Source organism: Actinoplanes aureus (assembly GCF_015704865.1).
GTDB classification, from domain to species: domain Bacteria; phylum Actinomycetota; class Actinomycetes; order Mycobacteriales; family Micromonosporaceae; genus Actinoplanes; species Actinoplanes aureus.
In genome coordinates this window covers 326,875-345,920 of the sequence record NZ_JADQTO010000002.1, presented here as the reverse complement: position 1 = coordinate 345,920, position 19,046 = coordinate 326,875, and the positions used below count along the sequence as shown (strand labels likewise).

The following is a 19,046-nucleotide window of genomic DNA, read 5'->3' as shown; positions in this document are numbered from 1 at the left end:
ACCGCCCCGCCAACCTTTCGCCGCGTCGTGGGCCGATACGTATCCGGGCGCCCGCTCGACGGCAGGACCGGATACCCGTACCTGACGCGCGGCGCCGGCAGGTGGCCCGGATGGAAACGGCAGGCGCTCCGGCTCGGCGCGCCCGCCGCGACGGTGCTCACCGTCGTGGAACCACACCAAAGCATCGGCGTCGCCAGCACGGCCGCGGCCGTGGCCGCCTGGCGGGGCCGAAAGCAGCTGCGTCGCCGCCGGTTTGACCGGGCTTACGTCGCGCCGACCTTGACCGCGATCCGCACGCCCCTCGGCCTGGAGACCGGGGTGACGCTGCACGTCGACCCGCAGCTGGGCAACCTCACGCCCCGGCTCGCCAAACCGCTGTCGCCCGCCGAGCAGGCCGTTCGCCTGTGGTACGGCCAGCGGATCGAGCCTGTGCTGCGCTACCTGCCCGACCGCGTGCAGCGTCTGACCTGGTGGATGCAGGAGCAGGCGAAGCCCTGGACGCAGAAACTCGAGGTCTTCCGCCGGCCGGGTGAGCAGCTGGGGCCGCGTATCGAGCTGACTGTGCAGACGCCCTATCTCACCGCAGAGCAGCGGCAACTCGTCTCCGCGATCATCAACAGCAAGGTCCCGGTGTCTGACCTGGTCGAGTCCTGGGATCAGGTCGGTGCGCAGGTCACCGCCCGGTGGACTGTGCGGAAGCGGCCGCCCGCCCAGGTCGGCTATGACCGGGTGCTGGAGCACATCGACCGCCTGGCCGAATGGGAGTTCTACGTCGGGCAGGGGCCCGGCGACCGGCCGGTCATCTTGTCCCTGCGCGACGACTCCCCACACATCGCCGTCTCGGCCGGATCCGGAGCGGGCAAGAGCGTGCTCGCCCAGCTCATCGCCGTGCAGGTACTTCGCCGCGGCGGCCGGGTGATCATCCTGGACCGGAAGGGCTCGCACCGGTGGGCCCTCGGTGTCGACAGAGTCGACTACTGCACCAAGCCGGAGCAGATGCACGAGGCGCTGATCCGGGCCGCCGAGCTGGCCAACAAGCGCAACGACGACGCGTTGCACGAGGCCGACGACTGGGACCCGGGACCGCGAGTCCTGGTGATCTGCGAAGAGCTCAACGCCACCATCGGGCAGCTCACGAACTACTGGGCGGAGATCCGGGAGAAGAGCGACCCCAAGCGGTCGCCCGCAGTGAACGCTCTCGGCGAGATCCTCTTCATGGGCAGAAGCGCCAAGGTCAACGTGCTTGCGATCGCGCAGATGCTCACCGCGCGAGCGATCGGCGGGCCGGAGGCGCGCGAGAATTTCGGCATCCGCTGCCTCGCCAGGTACACCGTAAACGCGTGGAAGATGCTGGTGCCGGAGGCCGGCATGCCGCGCTCTTCGCGCACGCTCGGCCGATGGCAGATCGTTGTCGGCGGCGTCGCCACCGAAGTCCAGGTGGCCTATCTGAACAGCCGCCAGGCTAAGGCCCTGGCAAAGCCCGCGGAAAGCCCTGATAGCGCGCTGAGCAGCGATGTTACTGGTAACGGTAACAAGATGACCTTGCGCCAGGCCTCAGATGCCGGCGTGATCCCCTGGGGGTACAACGCGGCGAAGATGCGGCTCCACCGCACGGACAAGGCGGCCGCGCCGAAGCCGTGCGGGAGCGACGGCAAGGCGTTCCTGTACGAGCGTGCCGATCTCGAGCGTTGGGCGAGCCGCACCACCAGTGGATGATCGGTATCGATCTCAATTCGATCGGTTGACTTGATTGCGGCCTCCGTCAGTGTTGTCACTCCTGACGTACCGTCGATGTTGGCGGCCGGAGTAGCGGCCGGCCGCCGCACCCTGTCCTCTACCAGGGAGCACGACATGGCGGATCTAGAGCTGTCCGAACTGTCTTTCGGCGCGCGTCTCCGCGCGCTTCGCGAACGTGCTGGAAAGACGCGACCAGTGCTCGGAGGCCTCGTCGGCAGGTCCAGCGATTGGGTGAAAGCCCTGGAGACCGGCAAGATGCTGACGCCGCGCATGCCGATGCTGATCCGCCTTGCCGAAGCGCTCGACGTGCAAGACCTGGCCGAGCTCACAGGCAGCCACAGAATCCCCGTCGGCAGCATCACGAAGGCATATGTGCCCGGTACTGATTCAGTGGCGCAGGCACTCCTGAAGCCGACCGCAGCCGCGCACCCGCCTATCCCTGTCGCCGAGCTGGTCGGCCGCGTTGATATGGCCTGGGGTATCTGGCACGGGTCCACAACCGAGCGATCAGCGATCGCCGCGGTGCTGCCGGATCTGGTTGCGGTCGCCCGTGCCACCGCAAGCGCCGCTGAGGGCACCGACCAGCGCCGAGCTCGCGCCGAACTCGCACGCATCTACCACCTGGTGCAGCTGCTCAACGCGTATCAACCCGCCGAGCAACTGAGCTGGTTGTCCGCGGACCGCGCTTTCACCGCCGCGCAGGAGGCTGACGACCCGGCCGCCGCGATCATCGCTGCCTGGTACTACGCACATCTCTACCGGGCCAGCGGCCAGACGGATTTGGCCATCGAGATGCTCACCGAAGCACTCAGCCGCCTCACGCTCCGAGACGACGAGCAGCCGGACACGCTCGCCGTGTGGGGCCTGGGGCACCTCGGCCTGGCCCTGGCGCACGCCAAGGCGGGACGCAGCGGCGCCGCACTGAAGCACTGGGATACAGCATCCGAGACCGCGCGAAGCCTTCCGAACGGCTATTACCATCCGTGGCTGCTGTTCGGTGTTCCCGCGATGGACGTCTACCGGATCACCATCGAGACCGACCTTGCGCACTTCGGTGAGGCCGAGCAGATCGCCGAGCGCGCCGACTTCAAAGCCCTGCCGTCGCACACTCGGAGAGCGTTCTTCCTGATCGAGCAGGCCCGCAGGTGCCGCGGAAAGCAAGACGACGTCGGCGTTGTCTACTTCCTGAGCAAGGCCCTCCGGGAGTCGCTGGACACCACTAGGCACCACCCCGTTGCGCGCTCCGCGATCGTCGAGCTGGTCGACCGGCCCGGAGTAGTTGGTGAGGACGCCCGGGAACTCTCCCTCGTAATCGGGCTGGACGGGGACAGGGGATACGTCGGGTAGGGGGAGAAACTCTCCCCCTCTGCCCCACTGGCCCGCCTTAGCGTCCTGTTCAGCGGTGGTGGGCATCCTGGCTGGCGCCCCGTGCCTGCCGCCGCGCCAGTTCCCGGAGCAGCTCGGCCGAGCGGAGGCGATGAGCGTGGGCAGGCGGCGGCGATACCCGCTGGAACACGGACGGCGGCTGCTATGGCGGCGCGGCAGACCATGGAGGGTCGGTTGCAGATGCGGAGTTGACGCCCACCCGTGTCCAGCGGTGCGCCAACGCGCTCAGCTCGGCGAGCTGCTCCGGGCTCCCCGCCAGCCGGCCGACGTCCGGCGGTGACGGTGATGGCGAAGGACTACCCGCCGGCCGTCTACGTCCACGACAGGAGCCGGTGCGAAGGCGCCCCGCCGGGGATCGAGTACCCGCCCCGCGCGGTTGCTCAGGCGCATCCGAACGCTCGGCCGCACACCTGCTTCAACAACGAGACGATCACCAGCGGCCGGAAAGTCACGCTCGAGCACATCGACTACGAGACGCACGACTACAAGCCGTCCACGATCATGACGTGCGAGATCGGCATTCAGGCCACGCGGCCGCTGTGCGAGATCTGCCGGGGCACTCACGCGGAGGCAACTACTTCGGAACCCACGAAGCCGAACTTGCTCATCATCCCCGGCGGTGGCCGATGAGCAAGCAATGGCCGGGAACTGATGCGATCAACGTAACGCTGCCCGACGGAACTCCAGTCGGTTGCGTTCAGACCGTGGTGATCGACGGGACGAGGCGGTGGAAGAGCTGGCGCCCGGAGGATCAGATCCCGCCGAACGTCGGGCCAATCGGCGTGCACCAGGACCAGGCGCAAGCAGAGGGGTATTTGAAGCAGCTCGCGAAGTATGAGGCTGTGACACCTGCACCGTAGGTCCAACCGGCCGCGCAGCTCGAGGCGCTGGGGGCGCCCGTCGCCAGAGGACGACCGACGCGACCCCAGGGGAAGATGGCGTTAGGCATTCGTACACTCGTTCGTCTTCGCCGTCGCCTATACGGCCCTCACAGCAGCCTGAAGCCCGACGACTTTCTAGCCCCGCGTGACGAGACAGTCACGCATCGCAACTGGAGCGGTACGCCGACCTCGACGCGCACATCGGTGTCGAAGACGTAGCGGATCAAATCGTAAGGCTAGGCCGAACTGGCTATATCGATGGGGATCCAGCTCCTGCGACAAGGCCCGATACCGTGCATTCTGAGTTTCGTCCGTAACCTCCCGGGCGGATCATCGTTGCGTCTTTTATCTCTCGTCCCCGGGTGTGCTTCCCCAAAGGGGGGGTCTGCCCAAAGAAAGGTACGAGAGTGGGAAACGACACGAAACCGGGTGCGCACGATCACCGGGTCATCTACTACATGATCGCCGCGATCGTCGCGGTCATCGCAGGCGTGAGCATGGGGCTGCTCTCCTACGCCGGAGGTATCAACCCGCCGCTGGCGGTCGCTGCCGGCCTAACCGCCACCGGTACGACGATCTGCTGGCTTGTGCAGCTGATCCATCGGGAAGGTTGAAGCGGCTCGCCGCGCTGCTGGGGCATTGAGACGCTGCCAGCAGCGCGGCCCACTCGCGATGACGGCCCCGCCGAACCAGCAGGGCAGATCTTCGCGGTTGATACGGGCCCGGTACCACCCGCACGGTGCCACCGTTGCGTCGAGCGGCTGAGGAAATGGCCTCGGCGTTTCGTGTTTCTACTGGGAGGCGCGTTCGGTGCGCTGACATCGCTCGGGCCGACGGTAGGCCCGGAAACGACGAAAGCGCCGCTCCCCAAGACAGGGGAGCGGCGCTTCGTTGATACAGGGCTAGAGCACGCAGACGTCGCCGAGCTGCGCCGCACGCCACCACAAAGCACCCGGTGTCACGTACGCCGGCGGACGGCCATCGCTGAACAGCTGCACACCGGTACGGCGGTACGCCTCGTCGACCAGCTGGGAGCAGATCGCCCGGCGAGGCAGGCCGGTCAGGGTGTGGCGCCGCTGCACCCACCGCGCCAGCATGCCGCGCGGGTTGGCCGTGGATCCGCCGGAGAGCGTGAGCCAGGCCAGGGCCGCGTACTGGCCGAAGCCGTACGGGGTGTGGATCATCTCGGCGGCGTGCTTGGCGACCAGGGCGCGCTCCTCCTCGAGGAGAGGCAGCCGCGCGTACGCGAAGCCGGGTCGCACCCGGTCGGCGAGCTCGGCGAACCGGGCACCGTTCGGCATGGCCTCGATCACGGTGGTCTGGTCGATGACGACGAAGGCGTGAGTGATCCAGCCGGAGGTCTCCACCGGGCGGCCACGGAGCAGGGCGACCAGGTCGATCGCTGTTTGCCCGGCGAGCACACCTGCACCGACCCGGCCCTTGATCGACGAAAACCCGATGTCGCCGGGCCGGAGGTCAGTGACAGAGCTGATCGTCAGATTCATACCGTCGCGCTCGGGCTGTTCTTGTCACCGACTGCCGTTGACGCCAGGGACGTCAGGATCGACAGCACTGCGGCGCCGGCTGCGATGCCGCCGGCGAGACGCGGGTCGGCGTCGAGGATGTTGAACTGGTCGAGCGGCCACAGGCCGAGTAGCGCCTGGGCAGCCGTCTTGACCGCGCGTTCGGCGGTCTGGGTCCAGAAGACGCGCGTGCGCATAGGGTGCTCCTCAGGAGGTAGCGGGGATGGTGAAGGTGCCGTTCGGGGCGAATCTGGACAGCCGCCAGCGCATGGAGGTCGCGAAGATGACCGGCCACGCCGATCGACTGATCCAGGCGCTGGGTTGGTCGGTGGGTGACGAGGCCGTGGCCGAGTTGCACGCGATCAGCACTGACCCGGTCGTCTACGGGATCGCGCTTGGCACGACCCGGGCGATGATCGAGACCGGCGGCTGGGACCACCTGGGCCCGCTGGCCGAGCTGTACGAGGCGTGCGGCGCTGACGAAGAGGTAGCGGACCGACAGAAAGCGTGGCGGCTCGCCCAACCCTGGACGACCTAACCAACGCAAGACCTCTGGCAGGCTCGCTCAACGCCCGAATGGGTGACCGGGTGTGCATGCGTAGGCCACGATGCGTATGTGGCACGCCTACCCAAGGACAAGCAGGTACCGGCCCAGCGGGTACGGGACAGCCGTTCCGCGACGCCGGCCGCGCCTGAGCAGCAACTGTCACAGCCAGCGCCCGACCGGGAGCCGCCGCAGGTGCGGTGGCGGTGGCCGCTGTCCGACGCCGGGATCTGGACCGCCGTGCTCGCCGTGGCGCTCGTTGGCATCGCCGTGCTTACCCGCATGTGGCTGATCGCCGGTGACGTCACAGGGGCGGACCGGGCCAAGTTGCAGATCGAGGCCCTCAAGTACGCGCTCGGGTTCTCCGCCGCGGCCGGTGCCGCCGCCGCGCTGCTGCTGGCCGTCCGCCGGCAGAAGCTGTCCGAGCGCGCTCATCAGTTGGAGTTGCAAAAACAGGATCACGAGCTGCGGAAGCAAGAACACGTGGAACGGCACGCCGAGCGGCTGCGGGAACTCGAACTTCGAAGGCAAGAACACAGCGAGGACGACGCCGCCGAACGCCGGGTGACAGAGCTGTATACCAAGGCGATCGAGCAACTTGGTCACACTGACGCTGCTGTGCGCCTGGGTGGCCTGTATGCGTTGGAGCGGTTAGCACAGAACAACCCTCGCCAGCGGCAGACGATCGTGAACGTGATGTGTGCCTACCTGCGGATGCCGTACACACCGCCGGCCGAAGGTGACAGCGCTGTCACGTCGCCTTCCGCCACGGCGGAGCTGCCGCTGCCCACTCTGCGACCTTCCGCTGAAGGCAGAGACCCGCACCAGGAACTACAGGTGCGGCTCACTGCCCAACGCATCCTCACTACGCACCTGTGCCGACCCGACGATGCGATTCCGGAGCTGGCGCCCAAGTACGCGGCTGATCCGCGACAGTCCTTCTGGCCCGGCATCGACCTAGACCTGACCGGCGCCCACCTCATCGGCTGGAACCTGACCCGCGGCTCAGTACGCAACGCTCAGTTCAGCAATGCCACATTTTCCGGGAACGCGTCGTTCGGCGGGGTGACGTTCTCCGGGGACGCCTCGTTCGACGAGGTGACGTTCTCCGGGGACGCGAAGTTCGACGGGGCGACGTTGTTCTCCGGGAACGCGTCGTTCAACGGGGTGACGTTCTCCGGGGACGCGGGGTTCGACGGGGTGACGTTCTCCCGGAACGCGTGGTTCGGCAGGGTGAGGTTCTCCAGGGAAGCGCGGTTCGGCCGGGCGAGGTTCTCCGGGAATGCGTGGTTCGCCGCGGCGAGGTTCTCCGCGGACTTCTCGGACGCCTCGTTCGACCAGGCGACGTTCTCCGGGGACGCGGAGTTCGGCCGCGCGAAGTTCTCCGGGGACGCGAAGTTCGACCAGGCGACGTTCTCCGGGGGCGCCTCGTTCGACCAGGCGACGTTCTCCGGGGACGCGAGGTTCGCCGGGGTGACGTTCTCCGGGGACGCGGAGTTCGGCCAGGCGACGTTCTCCGGGGACGCGGAGTTCGGCGGGGCGACGTCTGACTTCCCTGATCACCTCGCCTTCTACGAGGCGCGAGTGGCCGATCGCCCAGGCAGGAGGGATGTTTGGCCGTCCGGTTGGCATCTTGTTCCGGACGGCGACCGGTCAAAGCTGATCTACGACGTGGCAGGCAGTCTGTGTGAACACCAGCAACCACCCCGAGAAATCATTTCATACCGACCACGCGATTGACCTAGGAGATCAAGCCTGGGCGTTGGAAACGCTGCGCCGAACCGGCCGCCGGAGAGACCATGGATGGGCGGGACGCCCGCGCCCGGGTGGAAGCACCCACCCATCAGCCGGGCGCCCTGCCCATCAGCCCGGCGAGCAGCCCAGTTCGCGGCGCAGTTCGCGCATCGCCTCTGCCACGCGCCGCCCCGTGACCGTCGTCGGCGTCGTCTCCGACCAGGCCTCATCCTGAGCGATCACGGCGCCGCACAGCTTCCGCTCTGACTCCGCCTGCGCACGCAACGAGATCACCACCGCGGTGATGCCCGTCGTCAGGCAGGACGCGAGCAGCGCGACCCACCAGTACCAACCTGGCCGGCTCACCGTTCAGCCTCCGAGTCGATCGGCGATGATGGCGGCTGCGACGATGAGTCCTCCGACGCTGCCGGCGACAGCGGCCCACCGGTACGCAGGGCCCACAGTTGGCTCGCCCCGGGAACTCCGATGAGCGCCGCCCCGATCAGCGCCAACGTCAAGTTGAAGTCCTGGGGCGGCACGGCGAGGGCCTGGTGCCAGATGAGGCCCCAACCGCCCAGGTAGAGCCCCCAGTCCTTGATGACCGTACCGGCGGCCGGCCGCCGCCGCTGGCGGCGCGTAGTGGTGCGCGGCGTGCTCATGCATGCTTCCGCCCCTCGTGGTCACAGTGGATCAATACCCGCTGGATCACGCGGCAAGCCGGTCCGCGAGTCGTTGTGCCACCTGTTCGGCGAGTTCGGCCGGGATGGACGCGGCGATCTCCTCTGCGGGCAGCCCGGCGAGAACGGCCGCGGCGATGGCCTGCTCGTCAACGTCGTGCCCGGCGGCCTTGATCGCGGCCGCGTAGATGCCGGAGAGGACGCCGAGTGTGCTCTTGCCTGCGGGGATGCCGCCGCCTACGTACTGCCATGGGATCGCTCGGAGCTGCGCGGCGATCGTGGGGTTCTTGAGGGCGCCGAGGAATCGCTCGTTGAAATCGGCCTGGCTGATCGCCATGTCGTCCTCCTGGTAGTTGCCCGCCAGCGCCTTGGTGACATCGGCGCGGAACTTGGTCATGGAAAAGGTCGGGTCGGTTTTGTGGCGGGGGGTGTGCTCGCGGTGCCCGACCACGCGGGAGGCTGGCCAGCCCAGCCGCTTGCAGATCGCCGCGACGCCGCGCACGTACGCGTCGTACTGCACGTCAGGCCATATTTCGTTGCGGTTGTCGTTGCACGCCTCGATACCGATGGCGTACGTGTTGCCGAGGCCGTCGTAGGGTCCGGCCGTGCCGGTGAGGGTGGTGTTGCAGCGGCCGGCGGAAAGGACGTGCCAGCGTCCGCGGCGGTCGATGCAGGCCTGCGCAATCGGTCCGCGCAGGTCCGAGCGTCCGTCTCGAACGACGCGCACCTGTGTGTCGTCGGATTGGGACCGGGGCGCTGCGGTGGCGTGCGCGACGAGATATCGCGGCTCCCACGATCCGGGTCGCTCGTGGGTTTTCCACCCTGAGTGCTCGACGACGGTGAGGCCGGCAGCGCGTAGGACGTCGGCAAGCCAGGTGATGCGCATGAAGCTCCTAACGAGGTTTGGTCTGGGACCGTCGCTGTGCGCGCCTCGCGTCAGGCGTACAGGTCGATGATCACGACGCCGGGTGCGCCCGCTCCGCCGGTCTTGCCAGAGGCGCTCGGGTCGTTGCTCGCCCCGCCGCCACCGCCGCCGTACCCGCGGCCGTTCTCGCCGGCGGTGTTGATCCGCGCGCCGCCGCCCTGGCCCAGCGTGGAGCCGCCGCCGACGCCGCCATTCGACTGCCCGGCCACGGTGCCGAGCCGCACGCCGTACCCGCCGCCCCCGCCGAGGATCTGAATGTCACCGGTGGCGGTCTGCGCGCCGCTGGCGCCGATGACGGCGAAAGCGGTGCCTCCCGCTCCGCCGTTCGCCCCGCCAGCACCGCCGGCGGCGACGACGGTCGTGCCGAAGCTGCTGGCGGTTCCGGCGCCTGCGGTGCCGCTGCCGCCGGTTCCGCCTGCCGTGCCGGCGGCGCCTACGGTCACGGTGACGCTGGCGGCCATGGACGCGACGGTGACGAGACTTTCGGCGTAGGCGCCGCCTTGCCCGCCGCCGCCTGCGGCTACCTGGCCGGCGGCGGTGGCCTGCGTGCCGCCGCCGCCTCCGCCGCCGCCCTGCACTCGGATCCGGGCCAACCGGGCGCTCGGATAGGTGGCCTTGGTGAACGTGCCGGAGGCGGTAAACAGCACCCGCTGAAGGAACAGGTAGCCACGGTCCTCGAGTCCACCGAGGGCGGTCTCGACGGCCTCGGCGAGGTCCTGGCCCAGGCTCGCGCCGTCGGGCGGGTCGCCGGGCTCCTGGTAGGGGAAGCCGTAGCGGGCCGTGGTGTCTGCCATGTCGGCCTCCTAAATGACCTGGACGGTGATCGTGCGGCCGGCGAACAGCGGGGTGCCGCTGTTGATGGCGGCGTACTTGGCGGTGAAGGTGGTGAGGCCGGGGGTGAGCCCTTCGAGCAGCACCGTCCGCGATCCGCCGACCTCCCCGCGCAGGTCGGTGTCGAAGACACCACCGCTCTGGCCGGTGGCGTAGCGGATCGAGCCCATCAATGCGCGGAAGCTGGACGGGGCTAGCGTGTTCGCGCCGCTGACCTGGAAGGACATGTAGGCGCCGGAGGTGTTGACGCCGAAGCCGCGCAGTACCTCGTACTGCATTTCGGCGGAGACCGTGACCAGGGCCCGGCCGGTCGCCCCGATCGCAATGGGCACCTCAGGGCCAGCGGTGGCGAGGTCGGTGAAGCTGGTTGACGACGTTCCTTGCTGCGAGGTGACGGTGTCGGACGCGGTGCGCAGCGATGACAGCGCGCTGGCCGCTTCCGGCGTGCCGGGGATCGTGAAGCGGCCGAGGATGCCCCAGGTAGCTCCGCTCACGAGGATGCTGACAACGTCCCCGGCGGCCAGGATCGAGGCCTCGCTGGTGTTGAGGATCGGCAGGTTCACCATGGGGGATCCGCCGACCAGCACGATGTTCTCCGCGGTGGCCGGATTCCAGCTGACGATGACGCCCTGCCTAAAGGTCACCCCACCACCGCGGTCGGGTGGTGGGGTGAGCAGCTGGACCAGTTCGTCGCGGGCCATTCAGAGCACTCCGATCGTGACCAGTGCCTGCTCCCGGGTGGTGGCCTGCATCGCGGCGTCCGCGGTGAGCGGGATGGTCAGGGTGTCGATGACGTGCAGATCGCCACGCGGCGGCGACGCGGGCACGTTGAAGACGCGCCAGTTGTCGACGCGGTATTGCGGGCCGGTGGTGTTGGTGTTGCCGGCCATGCGCCAGAAGTACAGCCCGAACCGGGTGCCGGTGAACTCGGTGGCCTGGTCATAGGCCAGCGTCCACTCACTGGGCTCGGGCGTGCCACGCCGCCAAGCCTTGATCTCGATCGTGGTGTCGCGGGCACGGGCGCGCAGTGTCCACCACTCGCCTGCGGTGTAGGTGTCGAAGTCGGCGAGCACGGCGGGCTCGCTGTAGCTGCTGCCGTGCACCGCGATGATGTGGGTGAGCGTGCCGCCTGGGTTGAATTCCAGCCGAGCGGTGTAGGTCGAGGTGCCGCCGGAGTAGCGAAGCAGCGTGCCGAACACCAGCGAAGCGCCCGTTGCAGCGTTGGGCACCTGGATATCGACGAGGATGTTGACATCTGACCTGCCGATCACGGGTGGGCAGAAGCCCGAACTCGCCGCGTTCGCCGCGTTCGTCTTGCTGAGCACGCCGGCGGCGACTTGCCAGTCTGATGCGGGGCCGCCGGCCGTCGTCCAGGCGTGCCCGCTCTCGGAGGTGCCGATCGCGTCCACCACGGTGCGGCTGAACGAGTCACCCATGATCAGCTCGCGTTCCGCGATCTGAACGGCGCCTTCGATGCCGAGCGCTATCGGGTCGTCCGGATCGAGCGCGGGGTTGACGATCGATCGGAAGTCGACGTTGTACGGCATGCCGAGGCTGCGGCGCAGGATCGTGCGGGCGGCGAGCTCGGCTTGGGCGTCGCTGGTCAACAACGGCGAAGAGAACTCGCGCGCCACCTTTCCGAACGGTCCGCCCCAGCGCGTCGGTGAGCTCGGGTTGGTGTCGACGGCCAGGCCTCGCGCGGGCGCCTGGGTGTCCAGGCCCTCCCCAGTCGCCAAGACCCCGTTGTAGGTGCCGATCCGGGACAGGCTGCGGTTGGCCTCAACCAGCACGCCGCCCTCACCCTGGGCCACGATCCAGACCGGCCGGCTCGGGTCCGGCAGATCCCGGATTACCAGGATTCCGCGGTGGTCGAAGAACCAGGTCTTGCCCAAACCGGTGATCAGGTCGTCGAGGAACTTGTGGCGGTCCTTCTCCTCGGCAACGGTGCGACCGATCGGGGTGGTGGCGACATCGGGGTCGTCCCACTCGATCACCGCCGCGGCGTAAGCGTCGGTGACGAGCTGGTCGACGACGTCGCCGTAGGTGACGGTCGCCGCGAACTGCACCGGGCTGGTGAGCTTGGAGTCGACGATGTTGGCCATGCGGTCCACGGCCGCGATGTCGATCGGCCCGTCCGGCGGGTCGTCCTGCTCCACCGTGTTGATCCGGTGATAGCCCAGGCTCACCCACTCCACCACGCCGCCACCGAAGGCAATCCCCCGCTCGACGAAGATCTCGTTGCCGTACGGGGTCAGCGGGTCGCCGGCGTAGTCCGGCCACAGGCCGGTGCCATCGATCTCCAAAGCGAGGGTCGACCGGATGGCCTGGCCAGAGTCCAGACGCACATCACCGTCGAGGATGCGCACTTCGACGCCGGTTGGGGTGACGCCGGTCTGTCCGGGCGTGACGACCCGAGCGCGGAACACGGCGGTGTGCGAGCCGGTGAGCGTGCGCAGAAAGCGAGCGGAGACGGGCCTCACGGGACGATCACCGTCTCCGGGTCGGCGACGTACTCCAGTACGTCCGCCCAGGTCGCGAAGAACGCGAGGACGTCCGCCCAGGTGCCGAACTCGGCCAGCAGGGACTGCCAGGTGACGGTCGCACCGACGACGTCCGGGCCCGGCGGTGCAACCTCGGTCATCGGCAGCGCCCACACCTGCCGCCGGTCACCCGGCAACGCCGACAGGCGCCGGCGGCCGGTCGTGCCCACGCTGACGTATCCGCCGGGCACATCGTCGTAGTCGTCCGGCACCTGCACGTACAGGACGTCCCCAACCGCCAGGAGCAGCTCCAGCGCCCGGGTCTGCGCCGGTGAGTCAGTGCGTACCCGCAACTCCCATTCGGCCGGCCCGCGCACCTCGGACACCACGATCGGCAGGCTGCGGCCTTTGATCTCGAACAGGCCGCCGCGGTTCTTGCGGCTCACCTGCGGCCGGTCCAGCACCGTCACCGGCCGGTTGAGGAACGGTCGGGCCACGGACTTGAGCCACACCCGTTCGATCACCGCAGTAATTACGGCCGTCTCGGTGGACAGCAGCACGCCTGCATCGCTGTAGCCGCGCACCCGGTAGGTGATGGCCACCCCGGGCGGAAACTCGTAGTCGTTGGAGGCCACCACGCCACCAGCCGGGGCCAGGTGGTCGCCGCCTCGGATGGTGGTCCAGCGGATCCCGTTGACCGAGCGATCCACGACCGCGTACGCCACGGTGCCGCCCACGGTGGCGGAAACCCGCACTCGGGCCAGGGTGCTGTCGTAGGTCAGGGTGACGCTCATCGCGCGGCCAGCGCAGTCCGCAGGCCAGCAGCACGCCCGATCCACCTGCCGTTCCGCTTGATCCGCACGTCCACGATCTCCGTCAGCTCCTTGTCGCCGATGTACACGTGGATCTCCGGAAGGTCATCGGAGGCGGTCTTGGCCTTGCCGCTGGCGGCCACTGCTTTCGCCGCGGCGGCCTGGACCATCCCGGCCAGCTTGGACAGCGGCGCTACCGCCTCGTCCTCGTCGCCCTCACCGATCACGGCGAGCCGGCCGCCGCGGGTGCGCGGCACGACACCGCCCTTCGCCAGCATCGGGATGTTGGGGGTGTTGAGGGTGACGCTGGGGATGTTCATGCCGAGCACCGAGCCGCCGCCGAGCGTCAGGCTGAAGTTGTTCCATTTGCTGATCAGCCAGTTGATCGCCGAACGGAAGGCGGACTTCAGCCCGTCGAACGCGCCGGACAGCGCGGAGCGAAGCCGCCCGGGCAGAGCCTGGAACCAGCCGAGGACCTGCTGGCCCTTGCTGACGATGCTGTTGAACGCACCTAAGATCCACTTTTGCCACAAGGTGTCGCGGAACCAGGTTCCGACCGAACTCGCGGCCGACTGGATCTTTCCCCAGAGCCCGATCCAGAAGGCCCGAAATCCGTCCGATTTGGCCCAGAGGACTGCGAAGATCGCGATTAGCCCGACGACGGCGAGAACGACCAGGCCGATGGGATTCGCGGTCATCGCGATGTTGAGCAGCCACTGCGCGGCGGCCCACGCCTTGGTGCCGGCCGCCATCACACTCTGCTTGATCTTGATCGCGAGCAGGATCGCATCGTGGGCTTTGAGCGCCACGTTGTAGCCGAGCCACGCCATCGCCAGCCCGGTGATCACCTCGGGCGGCATCGCGGCGACGATCCCAGCCAGCGCCCCTGCCAGGGCAAGCGACACCGGCGCCAGAGGCGAGAGGATCTGGTAGATCTGGCCGGAGGACGTCGCCAGGTTGCCCAGCGTCGTCGCCACCGTCGGGCCGTGCTCGGAGACGTAGCCCATGAACCGCTCGAAGCCGCCGCCCTCGGCCCATTCGGCTGCCTTGGCGGTCAGCTGCGAGAGCCAGGCGAGCATGCCCTGGCCGGCCGGGGCGGTGTTCTCGAACGCGGCGCCCAGCGTGACGCCCATGTTCCGGCCGATGGCGGCCAGGTGGTCAATCGCCGGACCGGCCTGCGTGACCAGGAACGCCACGAACCGGTCGATGCCACCGCCGGCCGCCGCCCGCTCCAGCCAGCCCACGAACCGCTGCGCCGCCGCGGCGCCCATGTCGAACAGCGGCTGCAACTTCGGGATGATCGCCTGGATGGCTCGGAACCCGGTGGTCATGATCCCGTAGGTGGCTGGCTGGTTGGCCTGCACGAAGGACGCCCACGTGTCCTTCATCGCCCCGTACTGCTCGACGACCTTGCGCTGTGCCGGCGGCAGCATCGCCAGCCGTGCATTCAGCTCTGCGGTCGCATCGGCCTGCCGCTTGAGCAGCGCCTCGCGCTCGTCACCGGACGCCAACTTGGCCTGCTGGCCGAGTAGCTCGATCTTCTCCCGGAGGGCGTCTGTCTGGTCGGCGGCCTCCTGGATCTCCGCGAAGCTCGACTTGTAGACGGCGCCGAACACTTGGGCAGCTGCGCCGGCCCCGCCGAGCGCCGCGCCAAGACCGACCACTCCGGCCACTGTTGCGGGCAGCGCGGGTGCGAGCGCTGCGGGTGCCAGCACCGCGGCGATCTGGCGGCCCGCCTTGCCGATCTTTTGACCGGTCGCTTCCATCTTGGTTCGGGCGCGGTCCAGGCCCCGCTCGAACTGGTCCGCCTTGAGGCCGAGGATGGCGGTCAGTTCACCCAGCTTCAGCGCCATCGCCGTCGTCCTCCTGGTCGAGCTTGAGTGCGCGGCGCAGCCTGCTCTCCACCGAGAGCAGGCCCACGATCCGCGTCTGGAGCCACCGCCACGACCGGCTCCGCATCACGGCCCGGTCTTCCACGTCGACGCCGTAGCGTTCATGCAGGTCGGCCTCGATGTGCACCCAGTGGGTGAGCAGGTCTAGCCAGCTGATTTGCGAGGCTTCTTCGGCCTGGCGGACGTCGGGCGGGATGTCGTACCACTCGTATTGGCCCGTGACCGGGTGCCGGTTGCCGCGGCCGTACTGGTCTCGCCAGTTCGGGATGCGGCTCGCCGAGCTGCCCGGTTCGGGCCCGCTGCTTCCGGGCGGCCGCCGGATTGGTAGAACCGGATCGCGGCTTCCGTGCCGGCGATGGTCTGGAAGTAGGCGGTCATCCCGCAGAACTCGATGTACGCGTCTTCCACGCCATCGGCGACCATCTGGTCGTAGACGTCGCCGAGCAGGTACTGAGCCACGGTGACGTCGCCGGGCAGCTGCGCCGTGTCGGCGAGCCGCTCGGCGGCGGCCCGCATCTCCTGCTCGCTGGAGGCGCCGTGCAGCTCGCCGGTCAGGACCGCCATCCGCCGGCACCACAGGCCCACCTCGGCCGAGGCGAGCGGCAGGGTGTACTCCCGGCCTCGGATCGGGACCGTCAGGCCGGGGTCGTAGAACTCTTCGAGGTCGCCGAGCTTGGTGGGCATCAGGACACCGCGAAGTCGTTCGCCGCGCCGGCCGTGGCCGACGTGCCGGCCGGGGTCGTCACGGTCACGTCCTTGGAGCCCGCGGTGAGCGTCGGCTTGGTGGCGACGATGTGCGAGTCCGAGACGATCAGGAAGTTGGTCGCCACGGTCCCGCCGAAGGACACCGCAGTGGCGCCGGTGAAGTGCGCGCCGAAGATTGAGACCAGGCCGCCGGCCGCGGTGCCGCCGGCCGCTGGGGACAGACTCTCCACGACCGGGGTCATGTCCGCAGCCGGGTTGGTGATGTCGGCCAGCGGGCCCTGGCCTTGCAGGACGATGTCGACGGTTTCGCGGCCGTTGCCGCCGGAGGTTTTCCACTCCTTGACGTAGACGCGGCCCTCGTAGGCGTCGCCGGACAGGCCCTTGCGGTCGTACCAGCGGATACCGAACTCGCTGGCCTGCGCGGACGCGGCCCGGGTCGCGGCGAACCTGGCGCGCAGGAACGCGTGAATGGGGTCGACGGCCGACCCGGCGAGGTTCGTCGAGTAGTCCAGCTTGACCTCGATACGCCACGAGTAGCCGGTCACCGCCTCGCGGGCGGCGCCCTCGTCCTCGTACGCCTCGTCGTCCTCGGTACGCCGCTCTTCGATCAGCTTGGCCTCTTCGATGCCGAACAGCTGGCCGTAGCTGACGGCGGGGTAGGTGGCGGTGTCGACGTCCAGGCGCATGCGGCGGGCGAGCTGGGTGACGCGGGTGGTGGGTGTCGTGGCCATGACGCCTCTCTCAATCGGTGCGGTTCGGGGTGGGCCTCATGGCCTCGACGTAGTAGTTGTGCGAGATCTCCCACCGGCCAGAGCTGTCGGTGCCGAGGGGTGCGTATGACTGCCGCCAGACCTGGACGATCGGGATGCCGCCCCAGCGCAGGCCTTCAGCGGAGTCCAGGAGGTCGAAGATCGCGTCGCCAATGTCGCTGGCTACCCGCGGATCCTTGGTGCCGCGTACGCGGATCTGGAGGCCTTCGGTCACGTCGGCCAGGCCAGGCGCCGAGGCGACCGGATACGAGGCGAGGGTGATCAGCTGGTCCGGGCTCGGCGGGATCGCCCGGATCACGATCGCCGTCTCCCCGGCGGTGTAGATGCCGGAGGTACGCCACACACCGACGCCGGCACTGTGCAGGTGTTCGGCGCAGCCGACCAACAGCCGGCTGGTCCAGCCGACTCCGATTGCCACGTCAGCCCTTCCCGAGCTGGTCGCGCATCGGCCCGGCGAGCAGCTGGAGCATGGTGGCGCGCTCCGAGCTCATCGGCTCTTCGAGGTATTTGGCCTGTTTGCCGTCGTCGTGGTGCCAGGTGAGCTCTTCGTGCTGGCGCACGGCGTAGAGGCGGTCGTACGAGACGGCGGCCTGCTGTCGGCTGTCGTCCGTGCTGACCTCGCCGGATCGGGCCAGGTCGCCCTCTTCGTGCGGGGCCAGCTGCGTACTCACCTGAAGCAGGTGCTCGGCGGCCAGCTCCAGGCCGTCCATGGAGGCGCCGCGCATCGCCGCCTTGATCTCGTCGCCGTTCCAGTCCAGCTCAAATGAGTTGTCGGCCACGGTTACTCCAGTGACAGCTCGACGTGTTCCGGCAAGGGGAGCCCGTGTGCGTCGAGCCGGGATGTGGCGAGCACCCGGGCGGTCCGGCCGCCGGGCAGGGTGATGCGGGAGCCGGGTGGCACGTTGGCGTCAGGGGGGCAGAACACGGTGGTCGAGGACACGGCTTCGGTGCCCTCGGCATCCTGGGTCTGTACGGCCACGACACGGTTGGTGTCGTCGACGACGCACGGGCCCACGTCGACGGGGCTGCCGTACACGTCGCCGTACGCGCCGGAGCCTTCGTAGGCTTCGACCCGGATGGTGCGTGGCTGCGGGATGCACTCGGCGACGAACTCGTCCCACGTCACTGCCGCTCCTGCGGTCCGTGACCGGTGAGCCCGGCGGCCTGGAGCACGGCGTACGCCTGGTAGACCAGGCCGCCGGTCCGGGATGCCGTGGCTGGCGCGGCAGGCCGCTGCACGCTCAGCTTGCCGAGTGTGAACGAGGCCGGCACGGTCGGGACGCCCAGGCCGGTCTTGTCGCCGGCGGCCAGGGTGCCGGCCACCTGCTCGACGGTCGCCTCCTTGAGGGCTGCGATGGTGGCCGCGTCGGTGGGGTCGTAGACGGCGCAGAGCAGCTCCCGGTCGACGTCCCGCGACGCCCGCTTGATCAGCTGCTCGGCGTTGGCCGGGACCGGGTCAACGACGCCGGTCAGGTCGTTGGGGGTGGCGTAGACGGCCACGGGGTGCCTCCTGGTGGTGTCCCGCCCGGCACAGGCCGGGCGGGCGCTCACTCGGTCTTGCCGTACTCGGTACGCAGGTCGTCACGCTTCATCGCGCGAACGCTCTCCGGGTCGAGCTCGGGATGGGTGGCGAGCACCCAGTCCGCCCACGCCTCCTGGCTAGCATTTCCTGCGGGCTGCTCTTGGGCGTTGCCGTCGGCCAGCTCGTCGACAACCGCGGCCGCAGGCAGCTGGTCGACCAGGGCAAGCCGAGCCGCCTCGGACTCGCGGTCCTGCTGCATCGCCGGATCGCCAACGAGTCCTGGCACAAGCGGCGTCGGGCCGAGCGCGGCGTGAATCTCCGGCGACACAACCTCGGCGCCGTGCGGGTTCGCCTGGCCCGCGTTCACCGGTGCCAGGAAGTCCTCCGGCTTCGGGTCCACCGCCGCATCACGCAGCGGCGTCCCGATCAGCCCGTTCCCCACCTCGCGCGGGTCCGCCGGGGCCGGCTCCTCGAGCGTCGTCGCCGTCTCGCCGCCCACCTCGTATCCCGCGCTGCGGCAGTACGCGAGGACCGCCGGGTTGTCGGTGTCGGCGACACCGTCCTTGAACTGGACGTCGCCGACGGTGCCGTTGTACTCCCGGTTCGGAGCGATGATCTTCACCATGA

24 protein-coding genes are annotated in these 19,046 nt (G+C 68.9%); 6 read left to right on the top strand and 18 right to left on the bottom strand.

The annotated features are described in order from the left end of the window. Nucleotides 1-27 precede the first annotated feature (27 nt). The 4 genes from I4J89_RS04595 (at nucleotide 28) to I4J89_RS04580 (ending at nucleotide 4,618) form a co-directional block, all read left to right on the top strand. Complete coding sequence (locus tag I4J89_RS04595; RefSeq protein WP_309238182.1) at nucleotides 28-1,716, top strand: helicase HerA domain-containing protein; 1,689 nt, start codon at nucleotides 28-30, stop codon at nucleotides 1,714-1,716. A 135-nt stretch (nucleotides 1,717-1,851) separates the two neighbouring features. Further along, on the top strand, nucleotides 1,852-3,084 hold the full coding sequence (locus tag I4J89_RS04590) for a helix-turn-helix domain-containing protein (RefSeq protein WP_230858318.1): 1,233 nt from the start codon (nucleotides 1,852-1,854) through the stop codon (nucleotides 3,082-3,084). A gap of 324 nt (nucleotides 3,085-3,408) precedes the next feature. Next, the gene (locus I4J89_RS04585) at nucleotides 3,409-3,753 is read left to right on the top strand and encodes a hypothetical protein (protein ID WP_196412544.1); all 345 of its coding nucleotides are present in this window, start codon (nucleotides 3,409-3,411) and stop codon (nucleotides 3,751-3,753) included. Between the two features lie 658 nt (nucleotides 3,754-4,411). After that, nucleotides 4,412-4,618 carry a hypothetical protein gene (locus I4J89_RS04580; protein WP_196412817.1) on the top strand — a complete coding sequence of 69 codons (207 nt, stop codon included), beginning with the start codon at nucleotides 4,412-4,414 and terminating at the stop codon, nucleotides 4,616-4,618. Between the two features lie 288 nt (nucleotides 4,619-4,906). Here I4J89_RS04580 and I4J89_RS04575 read toward each other — a convergent pair whose 3' ends face one another. Then, entirely contained in the window at nucleotides 4,907-5,509 is a 603-nt protein-coding gene (locus I4J89_RS04575) for a C40 family peptidase (protein WP_196412543.1), read from the bottom strand. Further along, nucleotides 5,506-5,724 carry a holin gene (locus tag I4J89_RS04570; RefSeq protein WP_196412542.1) on the bottom strand — a complete coding sequence of 73 codons (219 nt, stop codon included), beginning with the start codon at nucleotides 5,722-5,724 and terminating at the stop codon, nucleotides 5,506-5,508. Before I4J89_RS04570 ends, I4J89_RS04575 begins: the two co-directional genes overlap by 4 nt. 26 nt (nucleotides 5,725-5,750) lie before the next feature. Here I4J89_RS04570 and I4J89_RS04565 point away from each other — a divergent pair, with 26 nt between their 5' ends. Both I4J89_RS04565 and I4J89_RS04560 read left to right on the top strand, forming a co-directional pair. Further along, the gene (locus tag I4J89_RS04565) at nucleotides 5,751-6,065 is read left to right on the top strand and encodes a hypothetical protein (protein WP_196412541.1); all 315 of its coding nucleotides are present in this window, start codon (nucleotides 5,751-5,753) and stop codon (nucleotides 6,063-6,065) included. A gap of 246 nt (nucleotides 6,066-6,311) precedes the next feature. After that, the gene (locus tag I4J89_RS04560; RefSeq protein ID WP_196412540.1) at nucleotides 6,312-7,811 is read left to right on the top strand and encodes a pentapeptide repeat-containing protein; all 1,500 of its coding nucleotides are present in this window, start codon (nucleotides 6,312-6,314) and stop codon (nucleotides 7,809-7,811) included. A 123-nt stretch (nucleotides 7,812-7,934) separates the two neighbouring features. Here I4J89_RS04560 and I4J89_RS04555 read toward each other — a convergent pair whose 3' ends face one another. From I4J89_RS04555 to I4J89_RS04480, 16 genes are read right to left on the bottom strand one after another with little or no spacing between them, the layout of a single operon-like run. Then, a complete protein-coding gene (locus tag I4J89_RS04555; protein WP_196412539.1) occupies nucleotides 7,935-8,171 on the bottom strand; it encodes a hypothetical protein in 237 nt (78 codons plus the stop codon). After that, nucleotides 8,168-8,464 (bottom strand): hypothetical protein, encoded by a 297-nt coding sequence (locus I4J89_RS04550; protein ID WP_196412538.1) that lies wholly within the window; start codon nucleotides 8,462-8,464, stop codon nucleotides 8,168-8,170. The genes I4J89_RS04555 and I4J89_RS04550 overlap by 4 nt, the downstream gene beginning before the upstream one ends. A 46-nt stretch (nucleotides 8,465-8,510) precedes the next feature. Next, entirely contained in the window at nucleotides 8,511-9,368 is an 858-nt protein-coding gene (locus tag I4J89_RS04545) for a peptidoglycan recognition protein family protein (protein WP_196412537.1), read from the bottom strand. A gap of 50 nt (nucleotides 9,369-9,418) precedes the next feature. Continuing rightward, complete coding sequence (locus I4J89_RS04540; RefSeq protein WP_196412536.1) at nucleotides 9,419-10,201, bottom strand: glycine-rich domain-containing protein; 783 nt, start codon at nucleotides 10,199-10,201, stop codon at nucleotides 9,419-9,421. A 9-nt stretch (nucleotides 10,202-10,210) separates the two neighbouring features. Beyond that, complete coding sequence (locus tag I4J89_RS04535; protein WP_196412535.1) at nucleotides 10,211-10,939, bottom strand: hypothetical protein; 729 nt, start codon at nucleotides 10,937-10,939, stop codon at nucleotides 10,211-10,213. Continuing rightward, the gene (locus I4J89_RS04530; protein WP_196412534.1) at nucleotides 10,940-12,718 is read right to left on the bottom strand and encodes a DUF5047 domain-containing protein; all 1,779 of its coding nucleotides are present in this window, start codon (nucleotides 12,716-12,718) and stop codon (nucleotides 10,940-10,942) included. Beyond that, on the bottom strand, nucleotides 12,715-13,512 hold the full coding sequence (locus I4J89_RS04525) for a hypothetical protein (protein WP_196412533.1): 798 nt from the start codon (nucleotides 13,510-13,512) through the stop codon (nucleotides 12,715-12,717). Before I4J89_RS04525 ends, I4J89_RS04530 begins: the two co-directional genes overlap by 4 nt. After that, nucleotides 13,509-15,383: a phage tail family protein gene (locus I4J89_RS04520; protein ID WP_196412532.1), complete on the bottom strand. Its 1,875-nt coding sequence runs from the start codon at nucleotides 15,381-15,383 to the stop codon at nucleotides 13,509-13,511. The genes I4J89_RS04525 and I4J89_RS04520 overlap by 4 nt, the downstream gene beginning before the upstream one ends. Further along, the gene (locus I4J89_RS04515) at nucleotides 15,364-15,579 is read right to left on the bottom strand and encodes a hypothetical protein (RefSeq protein ID WP_196412786.1); all 216 of its coding nucleotides are present in this window, start codon (nucleotides 15,577-15,579) and stop codon (nucleotides 15,364-15,366) included. Before I4J89_RS04515 ends, I4J89_RS04520 begins: the two co-directional genes overlap by 20 nt. Beyond that, nucleotides 15,567-16,106 carry a DUF7426 family protein gene (locus I4J89_RS04510; RefSeq protein WP_196412531.1) on the bottom strand — a complete coding sequence of 180 codons (540 nt, stop codon included), beginning with the start codon at nucleotides 16,104-16,106 and terminating at the stop codon, nucleotides 15,567-15,569. Before I4J89_RS04510 ends, I4J89_RS04515 begins: the two co-directional genes overlap by 13 nt. After that, nucleotides 16,106-16,858: a phage tail tube protein gene (locus tag I4J89_RS04505; RefSeq protein WP_196412530.1), complete on the bottom strand. Its 753-nt coding sequence runs from the start codon at nucleotides 16,856-16,858 to the stop codon at nucleotides 16,106-16,108. The genes I4J89_RS04510 and I4J89_RS04505 overlap by 1 nt, the downstream gene beginning before the upstream one ends. Nucleotides 16,859-16,868: 10 nt before the next feature. Continuing rightward, the gene (locus I4J89_RS04500) at nucleotides 16,869-17,315 is read right to left on the bottom strand and encodes a minor capsid protein (protein WP_196412529.1); all 447 of its coding nucleotides are present in this window, start codon (nucleotides 17,313-17,315) and stop codon (nucleotides 16,869-16,871) included. Nucleotide 17,316: 1 nt separating this feature from the next. Then, a complete protein-coding gene (locus tag I4J89_RS04495) occupies nucleotides 17,317-17,676 on the bottom strand; it encodes a hypothetical protein (RefSeq protein ID WP_196412528.1) in 360 nt (119 codons plus the stop codon). A 2-nt stretch (nucleotides 17,677-17,678) separates the two neighbouring features. After that, nucleotides 17,679-18,023 carry a hypothetical protein gene (locus I4J89_RS04490; protein WP_196412527.1) on the bottom strand — a complete coding sequence of 115 codons (345 nt, stop codon included), beginning with the start codon at nucleotides 18,021-18,023 and terminating at the stop codon, nucleotides 17,679-17,681. Continuing rightward, nucleotides 18,020-18,397 carry a hypothetical protein gene (locus I4J89_RS04485; RefSeq protein ID WP_196412526.1) on the bottom strand — a complete coding sequence of 126 codons (378 nt, stop codon included), beginning with the start codon at nucleotides 18,395-18,397 and terminating at the stop codon, nucleotides 18,020-18,022. The genes I4J89_RS04490 and I4J89_RS04485 overlap by 4 nt, the downstream gene beginning before the upstream one ends. A 47-nt stretch (nucleotides 18,398-18,444) precedes the next feature. Then, nucleotides 18,445-19,044: a hypothetical protein gene (locus tag I4J89_RS04480; RefSeq protein WP_196412525.1), complete on the bottom strand. Its 600-nt coding sequence runs from the start codon at nucleotides 19,042-19,044 to the stop codon at nucleotides 18,445-18,447. Nucleotides 19,045-19,046 lie beyond the last annotated feature (2 nt).